This is a genomic window from Aquirufa aurantiipilula (genome assembly GCF_019923745.1).
Taxonomy (GTDB): domain Bacteria; phylum Bacteroidota; class Bacteroidia; order Cytophagales; family Spirosomataceae; genus Aquirufa; species Aquirufa aurantiipilula.
The window spans coordinates 1-12,657 of record NZ_JAANOG010000014.1; the positions used below are offsets into that span (position 1 = coordinate 1).

16 protein-coding genes are annotated in these 12,657 nt (G+C 38.5%); 3 read left to right on the plus strand and 13 right to left on the minus strand.

The genetic code is table 11. The features are described from left to right. Positions 1 to 142 precede the first annotated feature (142 nt). The 4 genes from G9H60_RS12270 to G9H60_RS12285 form a co-directional block, all read right to left on the minus strand. The gene (locus G9H60_RS12270) at positions 143 to 847 is read right to left on the minus strand and encodes a thioredoxin domain-containing protein (protein ID WP_223144349.1); all 705 of its coding nucleotides are present in this window, start codon (positions 845 to 847) and stop codon (positions 143 to 145) included. A gap of 102 nt (positions 848 to 949) precedes the next feature. Continuing rightward, the gene (gene trxA / locus G9H60_RS12275; RefSeq protein ID WP_109322621.1) at positions 950 to 1,246 is read right to left on the minus strand and encodes a thioredoxin; all 297 of its coding nucleotides are present in this window, start codon (positions 1,244 to 1,246) and stop codon (positions 950 to 952) included. Positions 1,247 to 1,271: 25 nt separating this feature from the next. Beyond that, positions 1,272 to 1,574 carry a rhodanese-like domain-containing protein gene (locus G9H60_RS12280; protein WP_223144350.1) on the minus strand — a complete coding sequence of 101 codons (303 nt, stop codon included), beginning with the start codon at positions 1,572 to 1,574 and terminating at the stop codon, positions 1,272 to 1,274. Positions 1,575 to 1,649: 75 nt separating this feature from the next. Next, positions 1,650 to 2,252, minus strand: a complete 603-nt coding sequence (locus G9H60_RS12285; RefSeq protein WP_223144351.1) for a class I SAM-dependent methyltransferase — start codon at positions 2,250 to 2,252, stop codon at positions 1,650 to 1,652. A 35-nt stretch (positions 2,253 to 2,287) separates the two neighbouring features. Here G9H60_RS12285 and G9H60_RS12290 point away from each other — a divergent pair, with 35 nt between their 5' ends. Continuing rightward, positions 2,288 to 2,698 (plus strand): DsrE family protein, encoded by a 411-nt coding sequence (locus G9H60_RS12290; protein ID WP_223144352.1) that lies wholly within the window; start codon positions 2,288 to 2,290, stop codon positions 2,696 to 2,698. 50 nt (positions 2,699 to 2,748) lie between these two features. Here G9H60_RS12290 and G9H60_RS12295 read toward each other — a convergent pair whose 3' ends face one another. After that, on the minus strand, positions 2,749 to 3,942 hold the full coding sequence (locus tag G9H60_RS12295; protein WP_223144353.1) for an NAD(P)/FAD-dependent oxidoreductase: 1,194 nt from the start codon (positions 3,940 to 3,942) through the stop codon (positions 2,749 to 2,751). A 122-nt stretch (positions 3,943 to 4,064) separates the two neighbouring features. On the opposite strand from G9H60_RS12295, the gene G9H60_RS12300 reads away from it, so the two are divergent. Together G9H60_RS12300 and G9H60_RS12305 are read left to right on the plus strand one after the other, a co-directional pair. Continuing rightward, on the plus strand, positions 4,065 to 5,117 hold the full coding sequence (locus tag G9H60_RS12300) for a c-type cytochrome (protein ID WP_223144354.1): 1,053 nt from the start codon (positions 4,065 to 4,067) through the stop codon (positions 5,115 to 5,117). A gap of 4 nt (positions 5,118 to 5,121) precedes the next feature. Continuing rightward, a complete protein-coding gene (locus G9H60_RS12305) occupies positions 5,122 to 6,792 on the plus strand; it encodes a bifunctional metallophosphatase/5'-nucleotidase (protein WP_223144355.1) in 1,671 nt (556 codons plus the stop codon). Positions 6,793 to 7,558: 766 nt separating this feature from the next. Here G9H60_RS12305 and G9H60_RS12310 read toward each other — a convergent pair. From G9H60_RS12310 to G9H60_RS12345, 8 genes are all read right to left on the minus strand, one after another. Further along, positions 7,559 to 8,068 carry a DUF6691 family protein gene (locus tag G9H60_RS12310; protein WP_223144356.1) on the minus strand — a complete coding sequence of 170 codons (510 nt, stop codon included), beginning with the start codon at positions 8,066 to 8,068 and terminating at the stop codon, positions 7,559 to 7,561. Positions 8,069 to 8,073: 5 nt separating this feature from the next. Then, on the minus strand, positions 8,074 to 8,637 hold the full coding sequence (locus G9H60_RS12315) for a YeeE/YedE family protein (RefSeq protein ID WP_223144357.1): 564 nt from the start codon (positions 8,635 to 8,637) through the stop codon (positions 8,074 to 8,076). Between the two features lie 137 nt (positions 8,638 to 8,774). Beyond that, positions 8,775 to 8,981: a DUF6132 family protein gene (locus G9H60_RS12320; RefSeq protein WP_223144358.1), complete on the minus strand. Its 207-nt coding sequence runs from the start codon at positions 8,979 to 8,981 to the stop codon at positions 8,775 to 8,777. After that, the gene (locus G9H60_RS12325) at positions 8,956 to 9,207 is read right to left on the minus strand and encodes a hypothetical protein (protein ID WP_223144359.1); all 252 of its coding nucleotides are present in this window, start codon (positions 9,205 to 9,207) and stop codon (positions 8,956 to 8,958) included. The genes G9H60_RS12320 and G9H60_RS12325 overlap by 26 nt, the downstream gene beginning before the upstream one ends. 4 nt (positions 9,208 to 9,211) lie before the next feature. After that, on the minus strand, positions 9,212 to 9,493 hold the full coding sequence (locus tag G9H60_RS12330) for a rhodanese-like domain-containing protein (protein WP_223144360.1): 282 nt from the start codon (positions 9,491 to 9,493) through the stop codon (positions 9,212 to 9,214). A gap of 2 nt (positions 9,494 to 9,495) precedes the next feature. Further along, positions 9,496 to 10,914, minus strand: coding sequence for an MBL fold metallo-hydrolase (locus G9H60_RS12335; protein ID WP_223144361.1), 1,419 nt, complete (start codon positions 10,912 to 10,914; stop codon positions 9,496 to 9,498). A 48-nt stretch (positions 10,915 to 10,962) separates the two neighbouring features. Continuing rightward, the gene (locus G9H60_RS12340) at positions 10,963 to 11,784 is read right to left on the minus strand and encodes a sulfite exporter TauE/SafE family protein (RefSeq protein WP_223144362.1); all 822 of its coding nucleotides are present in this window, start codon (positions 11,782 to 11,784) and stop codon (positions 10,963 to 10,965) included. 228 nt (positions 11,785 to 12,012) lie between these two features. After that, positions 12,013 to 12,654: a Crp/Fnr family transcriptional regulator gene (locus G9H60_RS12345; RefSeq protein WP_223144363.1), complete on the minus strand. Its 642-nt coding sequence runs from the start codon at positions 12,652 to 12,654 to the stop codon at positions 12,013 to 12,015. Positions 12,655 to 12,657 lie beyond the last annotated feature (3 nt).

The window sequence follows — 12,657 nt, forward strand, 5'->3', positions numbered from 1 at the left end:
ATTGCATTTGAAAAAAAACTACTAAATTTAAATCAAGCTATAAGCTAAATACCTAAAATACTTGAATATGAATCAAGTATAAGTGACACAAAACGGTCAACGTCATTCAGGCATTCACAATTTATAACCTATAATCTATAACCTATAATTTATTAAGTTCTTCTCTTCCAATCAAGCCTACGTTTTTCCAGATTAATTTCCCGTCTTGGTATAATTCTAAATAAGGGATGGCTTCGATGTTCTTGGCTTTGGCTAATTCGGGATTTTCATCCACATCGATTTTAATCAATTCAACTGCTCCTTTTTGATCTTTAACATAAGCTTCTAAGATGGGGCTCAATGTTTTGCAAGGTCCACACCAAGTAGCATTGTAATCAATAATAACCTTTTTCTTTCCCTTAATTTGTGTTTCAAATGCAGCCAATGTCATTCCTGCTTGCTGGCTAGTAGCTCCCTCTTCCCTTGATAATGGTAAGCTGGCGGCATTCCAAGCTAAGATTCCACCACCTAAATTATACACCTCTTTGAAACCCATGGAAACTAAAAGTTGGGCTGCTTGCGAAGATCTACCCCCAGACAGACAATAGACATATACTGCTTTATCTTTATCTAAAGATCCAGCAACTTCTTGAAATGCCCCAGAACTAATATCGGCTGAAATAGCTCCTTGGATATGCCCACCTACAAATTCATCGGGAGTTCTCACATCCAAAACTTGTTGGGATGCATTGCTTTGAATGGCCTTTTGGAATTCACTAGCACTCACATCTTGTAATCCATTTTCGGAAGGCTTGGAGCATGAAAAAATAGTTAGAGCGATTAGTAAAGAGAGGAGGAAAGCTTTCATATATTAAATATTTTCTATGTGAAAAATATAAGTTGTTAGTTGTTAGTGATTAGTGATTAGCTTTTTCTTTATTTCTAAACACTAATAACTAATAACTGAAAATTAGCTATACTGCTGTATAATTCCCACCAATGTATTTGCTGGAATAACACCCGATTGTCGCCAGACTGATTTCCCATTTTTGAATAAGATCATGGTGGGTACAGAACGAATCTGAAATTTCTCGGCTGTTTTTCGGTTTTTGTCTACATCCACCTTAATGATTTTTGCACTATCCCCAATTTTGGCTTTAACTTGTTCCAAAATAGGCTTCAGCTGCTTGCAAGGGCCACACCATTCCGCTGAAAAGTCGACCAACACAGGCTGTTCCGATTTCAATAATTCTGAAAAATTGCTCATAATTTTGACTTTTATAAAGACTAAACTATTCTAATGACTTCCAAGTTCCACCATTGTGTACATGTTGGAATCCATATGATTTCAACAAGCGTTTGGCGGCACCACTTCGCATACCTGAAGCACAGCAAGTGATAATAATATCTTCTTTTTTCAATTTACTAAGATTGTTTGGCAATGTCTGTAAAGGTAAATTCAAAGAGCCTTTTACGTGGCCTTGTTGATATTCTGCCGGTGTTCGCACATCCACGATTTTTGCACCCGCTTTGATTAAAGTTGCTAAATCTACTTTTGGACCAAAACCCAATAAATTTTTAAGAAATTCTAACATATTTTTGCTGATTTATAATACAAAGGTAAGCTTGCTGTCAGCCATTTGGCGTGACAATTGTCTCTTAAACTCAGATTAAGCTATAGGCTTAGTTGCCACTAAATCAATAACAAAAGCTTTACCTTGGTGCAAGGGCCCTTCATTCAGGATACATTCTTTTTCCTCCATGGATTCAATTCTTAATCCTTCAAAATCTAGGCTTAATTCCTCCTTATCAAACAACATATCTAGGATTTTAGGACCACCGGATGCTAGGCCTAATTGTTTTTTATGAAATCCTTCCAAAATAATTTTACCCCCTGGTTTTAACCATTTGATGCATTGCTGATGAAATTTATATCTTTCCATAGGCATTTGATGGAAATAGACCAATGCGATTACATCAAAGGATTCTAAAGGATAACGCACGCTAGCTGCATCGATGCATTCATAATGCAAATTGACAGATCGTTCACCTGCTAGTTTATTAGCTTTTCCTTGTGCACTGTCACTACTATCAAAGGCATGAGTCTCCCAACCTAATTGCGCAGCAAATACTGCGTCTCGGCCTTCGCCTGCTGCTGGAACGAGCATTCGACCTGCCGCTAATAGTTGAATTTGCTTTTTAAAGAAATCATTGGGCTCTAGGCCATATTGATATTCTTTTGAATCATATCGATTATTCCAATTTGCTTTCATGTATAGATTGCTTACTTTGGGAAAAATTTAAAACTATGAAAAAAATTGTTGTCACTTCTGTCTTTGCGCTATTACTGAGCTTTCATGCCCTAGCGCAGTCACCTGCTCATAAAATTGTGATTCAGGTGAATACTTCGGATACCACTGCATGGCATGGTGTGGTACGTAATATCGGTAATCTACAAACTGCCTTGGGGCCAAATACTTCCATTGAAGTAGTGGCTCATGGTTCTGGTATTGGTTTGTTAATAGACTCAAAAACGACTCAAAAAGCTAAAATCGCTGAATTAGCGGCTAAAGGAGTTTCATTTGTTGCTTGTGAAAATACCATCCGCATGAATAAAATTGATAAAGCGACCCTATTGCCACAGTCGGGCTTTGTTCCTTCTGGTGTAGCTGAAGTTGTTTTAAAGCAAGAAGCAGGTTGGTCTTATTTAAAGCCCTAATCACCTAATTTGTTTGCAAAGAGCTGGGGGCATAAAAGGCTTCCAGCTTTTTACATTTTACCCGGTAAAATTTCATTCCAATACAACCAAGGTAATATTTTGGTTTTCAATTGATACATTGACCACCTTTCTTTAGATTGATCAAATGGGAAAGTTTCTGTAGGTACATTGTTGTAATCAAATTCCGCTAAGACTAATTTCCCGTATCCTGTTATAATGGGACAAGATGAATATCCATTGTAAGAAGCTTTTAATGTTTCTCCTTTCATCATGGATAATAAGTTAGCTACCAAAACAGGCGCTTGTTTTCGTATAGCTGCTCCCGTTCTTGAGACTGGTATGCCGGCAACGTCACCGCAAGAAAATACATTGGGGAAACGAACATGTTGCAAGCTATGTTTGTCCACTTCTACCCAACCAGTCGCATTAGCTAAACTGCTTTTTTGGATAAAATCAGGTGCTGATTGATGTGGAGTCACATGGATCATGTCGTAATCTACCCAATATTCTTGGTTTTTATTTGTGTCACCTATTCCAACGAATTTGGCTTTTTGGGCTGGCCCATCTATCTCGACTAATTGGACAAAGAATTGAGTTTTGATGCCATAGCGATGTATGACTTGCTTCAAGGTTTTTTCGTATTTCTCCACACCAAATACCCGAGTTCCTCCACTCCAAAATTGAACATCTGCATGTTTATGATGCTTTTTGAAATAATCCGAAGAGAGGTACATGACCTTTTGGGGAGCACCACCGCATTTAGTGGGGGTAGGTGGATTAGTGAAAATTGCTTTTCCTCCTTTCGGTAGTGCTTGAACGCATTCCCAAGTATATGGAGCCGTTTCAAAGCTATAATTAGAACAAACCCCATTTTTACCTAGGCTTTCTTTCAGGCCTTTGATGGCAGACCAATTTAACTGAATACCCGGACTCACCACCAGGTAATCGTAGTAAATGGATTCCCCACTGCTCAGTTCTAGTTTGTTTTTTTCAGCTTGAACCTCCGTTACCATGGCTTTGATCCAATGGACCTTATTGGGCATGACAGAAGCTTCATCACGAACCGTCTTTTGAATATCATACACACCACCGCCTACCAAAGTCCATGCAGGCTGGTAATAATGTTTTTCCGCAGCATCAATCAAGGCGATGTCTAATGAGGAATTCTGACGTAGTAGCTGACTGGCTACAGATATGCCTGCATTACCTCCACCAATGATGATAATTTGATGGTGAATTCTCATGTGGTTTTTGTTTTAAATTATATGTAATATTATGAGATTCAAGCCTAGCAATTCGTGATATTTGTCACTACATCAGGTAAATAGAGCGACTAAATTTGAATGATTTACCACCCTTATTCAACATGAAAACCAATACCCCAAAGAATACCCTGGATAATTTTATTCGATTGTTGTATGTCTTGCTAGTCCTTTTACTCGGATTGATGGCATATTTGTTTTTTGGACAGTTAGATTCAAAGAAAAATGCCTTAGCTCAATCGGATTCTAGCGCTGTATTTATTCAACCTGATTCCAATTTTACCCATGTGTGGACTGCTCCATCCGACTGGCGCATGATGTATTTAAGTCCTTCGCAAAAAGAATTGGTTGTTTATGGGCGGGAATTGATTGCACATACTTCCGATTATTTGGGCCCCAAAGGATCAGTAAAGGCTATGTCAAATGGCATGAATTGCCAAAATTGTCATTTGAAGGCGGGTTCTCAACCTTGGGGAAATAATTATTTTGCTGTGGAATCCACCTATCCTAAGTTTAGGGCACGCTCTGGGACAGTGGAAAACCAAATCAAACGGGTTAATGATTGTTTTGAGAGAAGTTTAAATGGAATGAAGTTAGACTCGACAAGTAAAGAAATGCTGGCCATATTGGCTTATATTACTTGGCTTGGTCAGGATATAGCCAAAGATGTTAAGCCCAAAGGTTCGGGAATATTCAAATTGAAATACCTGAAACGAGCTTCTGATCCAGATAAAGGTAAATTAGTCTATGATGCCAAATGTCAATCTTGTCATCAGGCTAATGGGGAAGGAGTATTGGCTGAAGGTGGAAAATCCTATACTTATCCACCACTTTGGGGAGTTCATAGTTATAATCAAGGAGCGGGTTTATTTCGAATATCCAATTTAGCTGGTTTTGTGAAATACAATATGCCTTTGGGTACCACGTATGAAAAAGCTCAATTGACGGATGAAGAGGCATGGGATGTGGCGGCATATATCAATTCCATGCCTAGACCAGAAAAAGATTTATCCAAAGATTGGCCAGAAATGGCAGCTAAGCCTTTTGATCATCCATTTGGTCCTTACGCGGATTCTTTCCCAGAATCCCAACATAAATTTGGACCATATAAACCTATTTCGGATTGGATCAAAAAACACAGAAAATCAAAAAGCTAAACCTATGAACTCTAGAAGGAAATTTTTACAAGGCGGTTTACTTGGTAGTGTGGCTGCCTTAACGCCTATAGCTTCCTCGGAAGTAAAAGGTGCATTTGCCCATTCCAATGCTGTCAAGCCGAGTTCAGGCCATATTACCATTTTACAAACAACGGATGTGCATTGTCAATTGCATGCCCATGATGAGTTGTTTTGGGAGAAAGAAGAGCTTGTTTTTCGGAAAACAGGGGGATATGCACATATGGCTACGGCCTTAGATCGTATGAAGCAGGCGAATCCCGAGAATACGATTACTTTGGATACGGGGGATATGTTTCAAGGCTCCATGTTATCGGTGAAAACAACAGGCCAGGCTTTTGTTCCTTTATTGAATGCCATGGACTATGATTTATACTTACCGGGTAACTGGGAAGTAGTGTATTACAAGAAAAACATGCAAAAGCTTTTGGGTGGACTTTTAGCTCCAAAAATTTGTGCTAATATGTACCACGATGTAGCTGATGGTAAGAAAGGTGAATTGATCTTTCAACCCTATCAAATTATGCATCGTTTAGGGGTTAAAATTGGTTTCTTAGGTTACACGGATCCTTTGGTACCGCTTCGACAATCCCCTATGTATAGTAAGGGTATTTTATATACCAAACCAGAAGAAAATCTAAAAGAATACGTCGCAATTTTACGCGAACAAGAGCAATGTGATTTTGTCATCATTTTATCTCACTTAGGTCTCTCCCAGCAAATTGCCTTAGGAAATAACCCGCATTGTGAGGGTGTTGATTATATTTTTGGGGCGGATACGCATGAGCGAGTACGAAAACCCATTCAAGCTGCTTATACGAAAATTGTGGAACCTGGAGCTTTTGGTTCTTTTATTGGAAAATTAGATATTCAGGTCAAAGATGGGAAAGTGACCGGTTCTACCTATGAATTAGTGGAAGTTGATCCTATGAAATATCCTGCTAAAAAGGAGATTTTAAACTTAGTAAAAGACTTAGAAGCACCGTGGAAATCCCAAATTGACCAAGTTTTAGGTTACAGTACCTTGCCATTGTATCGCAACTTTGTCGTTGAAAATACCATTGATACACTGATTGTAGATGCATTGAAATGGAAAGTAAATGCGGATGTGGTTTTATCCAATGGTTTCCGTTTTTGTCCGCCACGCGTAGCTGGAAAGGATGGGAAAGTAGCAATTACCGAAGGCTATTTATTTGATATGTTACCTGTGGATTCCCCGATTCGGACGGCGAAAGCGACAGGTCAACAAATCATGAATTGGTTAGAAAAGGAATTGCAGAATGTCTTTGCTCAGGATGCGTCATTACGTTTTGGGGGATGGCTTATTCGTTTTAAGGGAATGCAGGTTGAGTTTAAAGCATTTGAGCGAGTAGGGCATCGGGTTCAAAAAGTTATTATTGGAGGGGCCCCCTTAGAGCTAGAGAAATCATATGTATTGTGTGCATGTGAACGCGACGGAGACCCTGAAGATATGCTTTGTCGCATGAAAGGGGTAAAAGAAGCCAAGAATACGGACTATACATTACATAGTATGATGAAAGAGTATCTAGCTAAATTCTCACCAGTGACGCCTAGTTTACGTCATGATGCTAAAATTCTGGATGGTCCACAGTCTTTGTTGAGTCAGGTTACAGGTGTGGATTATTCTTTTAGATAATTGAAGATTTAATATTAGTTGTTAGTTATTTGTTATTAGAATGAAATGCTCCAACATTTATAATTCATAATTTATCATTAACAATTCATCAAGCTGCGTTCCAACTAACCGTTCAATGTAGAATTTTTATAGAAAACACCTTCGTGTAGCCCTGCGAAATGTGATGAACGCAGCGGTAGACGAGGTTTTGACCTCAGCATAGGCAATGTGCGTCGGCGTCAAAAGTATAGGCGATAGCGGAGTGAATCACGGTTCCGCGAAGCGGAATTCGCCTTGGCTGAACGACAAAAAAGAAGTTTTTTTGTTTCTTTTTTTGTCCAAAAAAAGAAAATCCCAAGTATTTGCTGAAACATCGTGTTATTGTTAAAACAACAAGAAATAGTCCTAAAAATAGCTTTGTCGAAGATTTAATTCATATGGTCTTTCTTTTTTTATAAAATAAGAAACAAAAAAAACGGTAGGAATACGGTTAATCCTAAGACGAATTCTGCTACGCAGAACAGATTGTCTCTCCGCTTACGGCTTTAATCTTTGACGCCAACACACACGGCCTTTGCGCAATGTCAAATATCCGCCTTGCGCTTCGCTCAAGCTACGGTTCAATCTTTCGTTGAGATTAACCTTTTTAGGTATTAGTTATTAGGATGAAAGGATTCAAAATTTATAATTCATCATTTACAATTTCCTTTCCGATTTTGATAAATGATAAAAAAAAGACCACCACCTTTCGGTAATGGTCTTTATATCAATTTGAACTATATGGGTATTAATGCGGTAGTTTATCGCGTAAGTATCCATAGGTCCACGTGCCAGCAATGGCGCTTAAGATCACCACAGATATGGATAATACTCCCGTGCCCAATTGAGCAAAAAGAGGACCAGGACAAGCCCCAGTGATAGCCCAGCCAAAGCCGAACATCAATCCTCCATAAATCTGGCCTTTATTGAATTTCTTGTCACTGAATGTAATGTCTTCTCCATGAATGGTTTTGATTTTCAATTGCTTAATTAAAAACACTGAAATGGCTCCTACCACTACCGCAGTTCCAATGACACCATACATGTGAAAGCTTTGCAAACGAAACATTTCCTGAATTCTAAACCAAGAAATGATCTCCGCTTTGACGAATACTATTCCGAAAATCAATCCTACGGCTAAATACTTGAAATTATACCACCAAGGGTGCTTTAATTCGGATTCATTGATACACATGGTATCCAATGATCTTACTTCATAATCCATTGGGTCGCTATGTACTAAATTTTTATTTTCCATGATGATTATAAGCTAAGAATGTAAGGTAAAATGAAATTGGCCATGACGAATCCTCCTACCATGAAACAGATAGTGGCAACTAAAGAAGGCCATTGCAAATTGCTTAAGCCCATGATGGCATGACCCGATGTACATCCTCCCGCATAACGCGTTCCGAAGCCCACTAAGAATCCTCCACCAATCATCATGATAATGCCTTTGGCTGTAAATAAGTTGTCAAAGGAAAATAACTGTACAGGAACTAAACCCGAATAATCATCTATCCCGTAAGTGGCTAATTCTTTTGCTAAATCTGGGTGGACAACCACAGGTTCATTGGAACCTAAATATTGAGCAGATAAAAATCCACCAATCAATATTCCTCCTACAAAAAATAAATTCCAAGATTCTTTTTTCCAATCGTATTTGAAAAAGGGAATATTACTTGGAAAACAAGCCGCGCAAATATGCCTTAAGTTAGACGATATGCCAAAGTGTTTATTGCCCAATAGCAATAAAGCAGGTACGATTAAACCTATCAAGGCTCCCGCCACGTACCAGGGCCATGGTTGTGAAATTGTTTCTATCATTGTTTGAGTATGGTAAGCAATTATTAGCTATTCGTTATTAGTTGTTAGTTATTACTTATAAGTGGCTTGTCCTGAATTAATTTGAAGAATGTGTCTATTAATATTACTAATCCATAAACCCTAATCCCTAATCACTATTAACTGTTTGCTGTTTTTTTATTACTGAAAAATCCACTAAAAATATAACCTAGAAAGGCAAAATACAAGGTACTATTCAATGGCTTGGAAGTCAGCGGACAAGTACCCGTACTGCATCCAATTTGTTGCCAATAAAAATATCCCGCAATTCCACCCAAAAAGGTGCCAATCAGAGCTAATTTATGGTTTTGAATGAACTTCTTCATATGTTGTTTCTTCGTTATTTATGGAAGATGATTTCTTCGTTTTAGTAGGGATACCACATCCCTGAGCTCCACAACCTATATTAAATAAAGCCTGGATCAATAAAATTCCAGCTAACAAACCTAAAAATAGTTCTTGCGTTTTAATGGCTTCAAACATGGCATAGCCACCCATTAAAAGGCGAGCCAAGCGCATAAGATCCCACGGTTGTCTGAGTGTGTTCCACATAGGATTAGTTGTTAGAATAAACCAACATATCTTGTAATGCACCTCCATTGTAGACTTCCTGATAACCCATCTGCTTAAGCATGGTTTGAGCTAATCCAGAGCGGTTGCCACTGCGACAATACACAATGATGGGGCCGTCCATGGCTTTGAATTTTTCCAATTGGTTGGGAATAGTTCCTAATGGAATATTGATGGCTCCTTCATAATGGCCTTGCATGAATTCCCCGACTTCACGCACATCCACTATACTAGTTTTCGGGTTGCTGATTAAATCTTGCATGTTCATGATTACAATAAAGTTGATGGACAAACATAGTCCGTGATATGAAATTTTTCCGATTCTTTGATGGATTTGAAACCACCATTGACATCAATTAAGTTGTGAAATCCACGTGCTCTTAAAGTAGAATTGAAAATCATAGAACGGTAACCTCCTGCACAATGCACAAAATAGGTTTTGTTCTTGTCAATTTTCAACATACTATCATTGATGAAGTCCAATGGGGCATTTTCAGCTTCCTTCACATGCTCACTTAAGAATTCTGAATTCTTACGTACGTCCAAGATTTCACCTTCACCTGCGGCAAAACGCTTGGCAACTTCCTCTGCTGAAATGGATTCAATACTATCTACTTCTTTACCAGCTGATTTCCAAGCCTCAAATCCACCCTTCAAGTATCCAATGGTGAAGTCGTAACCTACACGAGCTAACCGAGTAATCACTTCTTCCTCACGACCTTCATCTGTGATTAATAAAATTTCTTGTTTGATGTCAGGAATCATGGCACCTACCCAAGGAGCAAATGAACCATCGATTCCAATGTTGATGGAATTGGGTACAAATCCTTTCGTAAATGTTTGAGGATCACGTGTATCCAAAATTAGTGCTCCCGTTTCATTGGCAGCCACTTCAAAAGCTTCTGGCGATAAGGCGTGCTGACCTCTTTCTAATACTTTATCAATGCTGTCATAGCCTTGAATATTCATCAATACGTTCAATGGGAAGTAGGATGGAGGGGCAACCAAACCTGTTAGAACTTCTTTTTTGAATTCTTCTCTAGTCAAATTGGGATTCAAAGCATAATTGGTTTTTTTCTGATTACCCAAGGTATCCGTGGTTTCCTTGCTCATGTTTTTACCACAGGCGGAGCCTGCTCCATGTGCTGGATACACGATGATATCGTCAGCTAATGGCATGATTTTGTTACGTAAGGAATCATATAAATGTCCAGCTAAAATATCTTCAGTTAATTCAGCTTTTACTTTTTGTGCCAAATCCGGACGACCAACATCTCCGATAAACAAGGTATCACCTGAGAATAAACTTGTTTCTTTACCATGCTCATCGATCAACAAGAAACAGGTACTTTCCATAGTATGACCAGGCGTGTGAATGACACGGATGGTTGCTTTTCCTAATGGAAACTCTTGTCCGTCCGTAGCTGAAATGCAATCAAATGCACAAGCAGCATTGGGACCATAAACAATAGGGGCACCTGTTTTAGCTGATAAATCAATGTGTCCGGAAACGAAGTCAGCATGAAAGTGTGTCTCAAATACGTATTTGATTTTAGCTCCATTACGCTCCGCCTTTTGGATATAGGGTTCTACTTCGCGCAAAGGATCAATGATAGCTGCTTCGCCATTGTTTTCAATGTAATAGGCACCTTGTGCTAAACATCCAGTATAAATTTGTTCTACTTTCATATTCTTCAATAGTATGTTGTTAATGCGTTGTTTTAAGGTAGTTTGTGCTTATTTTAAAGGAAATGCTAATTGTTGAATTAAGATATAAAGTCCCATTACGAGTACGAACCAGCCAAAACCTCTTTTTAATTTATCGTTATCTACGTTTTTGCTGAATTTATCTCCAATGAAAATTCCCGCCATAGCCAAAGCTGTAATGGTCATCAATAAGGTCCAATCAATGGTTTGATGCCCCAAATCTCCCGTGAAACCTATGAGCGATTTCATGGCTATGATAAGTAGTGAGGTACCTACGGCCTGTTTCATAGGTAATTTGGAAAGTACTACTAAAGCAGGAATGATTAAGAAACCACCGCCAGCACCTACTAATCCAGTTAATAATCCCACGACAGAACCTTCCAACAATATAATTGGGTAATTGAATGCTTGTGCTTTGATTTCTTGGTCTTCAGCACCCTCTTTTCCACAGTTTTCACAGGTTCCACGAATCATCGAAATAGAAGCTGCAACCATCAATATGGCAAATAGGACCATCATTAAAATGGATTTGGTTATCATCAAATCTCCGATTTGGAATAAATCAGTAGGGATTAATGGTACAATGAATTTTCGTGTAGCATAAACAGAAATGATAGAAGGAATACCAAAAATAATGGCTGTTCTTAGATTAACTAAACCTTGTTGGTATTTTGGGAAAGCCCCTACCAAACTACTTGCTCCTACTATAAAAAGGGAATATGCCGTAGCTAATATGGGATTGATGCCAAATAAATACACCAATACAGGTACGGTCAAAATGGATCCACCTCCACCTATGAGTCCCAAAGAGATTCCAATCAGCAAAGAGGCAAAGTATCCGATTATTTCCATGTTGTGCTTTTCATTTTTGTTGATACAAATGTCTAGCATTTATTCTGCCTAATTCGTGATTTTTATCACAAGAGAGAAAAATAGTTATTGGTGATTAGGAATTAGTTATTAGAGTTGTTAGAGATTAGTTAATAGTGTTTATTAAATGTTCTATTAAAGGCTATTTTGGTATCTATTTATACTTAAACTCTAATACCTAAACCCTAATACCTAACCCCTAACACCTAATTACATTTTTAAATTTAGAATCTCCACTTCATTCTTATGTAATTTAACATGCCCTTTTTCGGCTAGTTTTTTCATTAAGCGAGATATGACTTCACGAGAAGAATTTAGCTCCAATGCGATATCTGTAAAAGACGTTTTGATGAAATTGCTTTTTAAACTCTTCTGGTGCTGTTTTAGATACCAAAGTAGGCGTTCATCCAGATTTCGGAAGGCAATATGGTCCAGCGTATCCAATAATTCTTCAAAACGAGCACGATAGGTTTCTAAGACAAATTGATACCAAGAACGGTATTTTAGGGCCCATTCATCCATTAATTCTACCGGGATGACTAAAACTTCCGTATCGACTAAGGCCTTGGCCATGATTTGACTGGATAATTGTCGAGCAGCACAAGTCATGGAAATAGCACAAGCTTCTCCTGGGTGAAGGTTGTACATGAAGACTTCATTTCCGTCATCGTCTTCTCGAAATACTTTAACAACCCCATCCAATACCAATACTGCCGAACGGATTTGTTGTCCGGTTTGCATTAAATATTCCTCCGCTTTAAACTTGCGTACCGCACCAACTTGCTGTACTTTTTTGAGTAATTCAGGCTCAAATTGTTGGAATAATCTCTGGGTATCGGAAGCAGTTGCCATAAG

Bases quoted from the DNA above. Each gene is read 5' to 3' on its own strand.
- G9H60_RS12270 (WP_223144349.1), bottom strand. From the start codon at position 847: ATGAAAGCTTTCCTCCTCTCTTTACTAATCGCTCTAACTATTTTTTCA.
- trxA (WP_109322621.1), bottom strand. From the start codon at position 1,246: ATGAGCAATTTTTCAGAATTATTGAAATCGGAACAGCCTGTGTTGGTC.
- G9H60_RS12280 (WP_223144350.1), bottom strand. From the start codon at position 1,574: ATGTTAGAATTTCTTAAAAATTTATTGGGTTTTGGTCCAAAAGTAGAT.
- G9H60_RS12285 (WP_223144351.1), bottom strand. From the start codon at position 2,252: ATGAAAGCAAATTGGAATAATCGATATGATTCAAAAGAATATCAATAT.
- G9H60_RS12290 (WP_223144352.1), top strand. From the start codon at position 2,288: ATGAAAAAAATTGTTGTCACTTCTGTCTTTGCGCTATTACTGAGCTTT.
- G9H60_RS12295 (WP_223144353.1), bottom strand. From the start codon at position 3,942: ATGAGAATTCACCATCAAATTATCATCATTGGTGGAGGTAATGCAGGC.
- G9H60_RS12300 (WP_223144354.1), top strand. From the start codon at position 4,065: ATGAAAACCAATACCCCAAAGAATACCCTGGATAATTTTATTCGATTG.
- G9H60_RS12305 (WP_223144355.1), top strand. From the start codon at position 5,122: ATGAACTCTAGAAGGAAATTTTTACAAGGCGGTTTACTTGGTAGTGTG.
- G9H60_RS12310 (WP_223144356.1), bottom strand. From the start codon at position 8,068: ATGGAAAATAAAAATTTAGTACATAGCGACCCAATGGATTATGAAGTA.
- G9H60_RS12315 (WP_223144357.1), bottom strand. From the start codon at position 8,637: ATGATAGAAACAATTTCACAACCATGGCCCTGGTACGTGGCGGGAGCC.
- G9H60_RS12320 (WP_223144358.1), bottom strand. From the start codon at position 8,981: ATGAAGAAGTTCATTCAAAACCATAAATTAGCTCTGATTGGCACCTTT.
- G9H60_RS12325 (WP_223144359.1), bottom strand. From the start codon at position 9,207: ATGTGGAACACACTCAGACAACCGTGGGATCTTATGCGCTTGGCTCGC.
- G9H60_RS12330 (WP_223144360.1), bottom strand. From the start codon at position 9,493: ATGAACATGCAAGATTTAATCAGCAACCCGAAAACTAGTATAGTGGAT.
- G9H60_RS12335 (WP_223144361.1), bottom strand. From the start codon at position 10,914: ATGAAAGTAGAACAAATTTATACTGGATGTTTAGCACAAGGTGCCTAT.
- G9H60_RS12340 (WP_223144362.1), bottom strand. From the start codon at position 11,784: ATGGAAATAATCGGATACTTTGCCTCTTTGCTGATTGGAATCTCTTTG.
- G9H60_RS12345 (WP_223144363.1), bottom strand. From the start codon at position 12,654: ATGGCAACTGCTTCCGATACCCAGAGATTATTCCAACAATTTGAGCCT.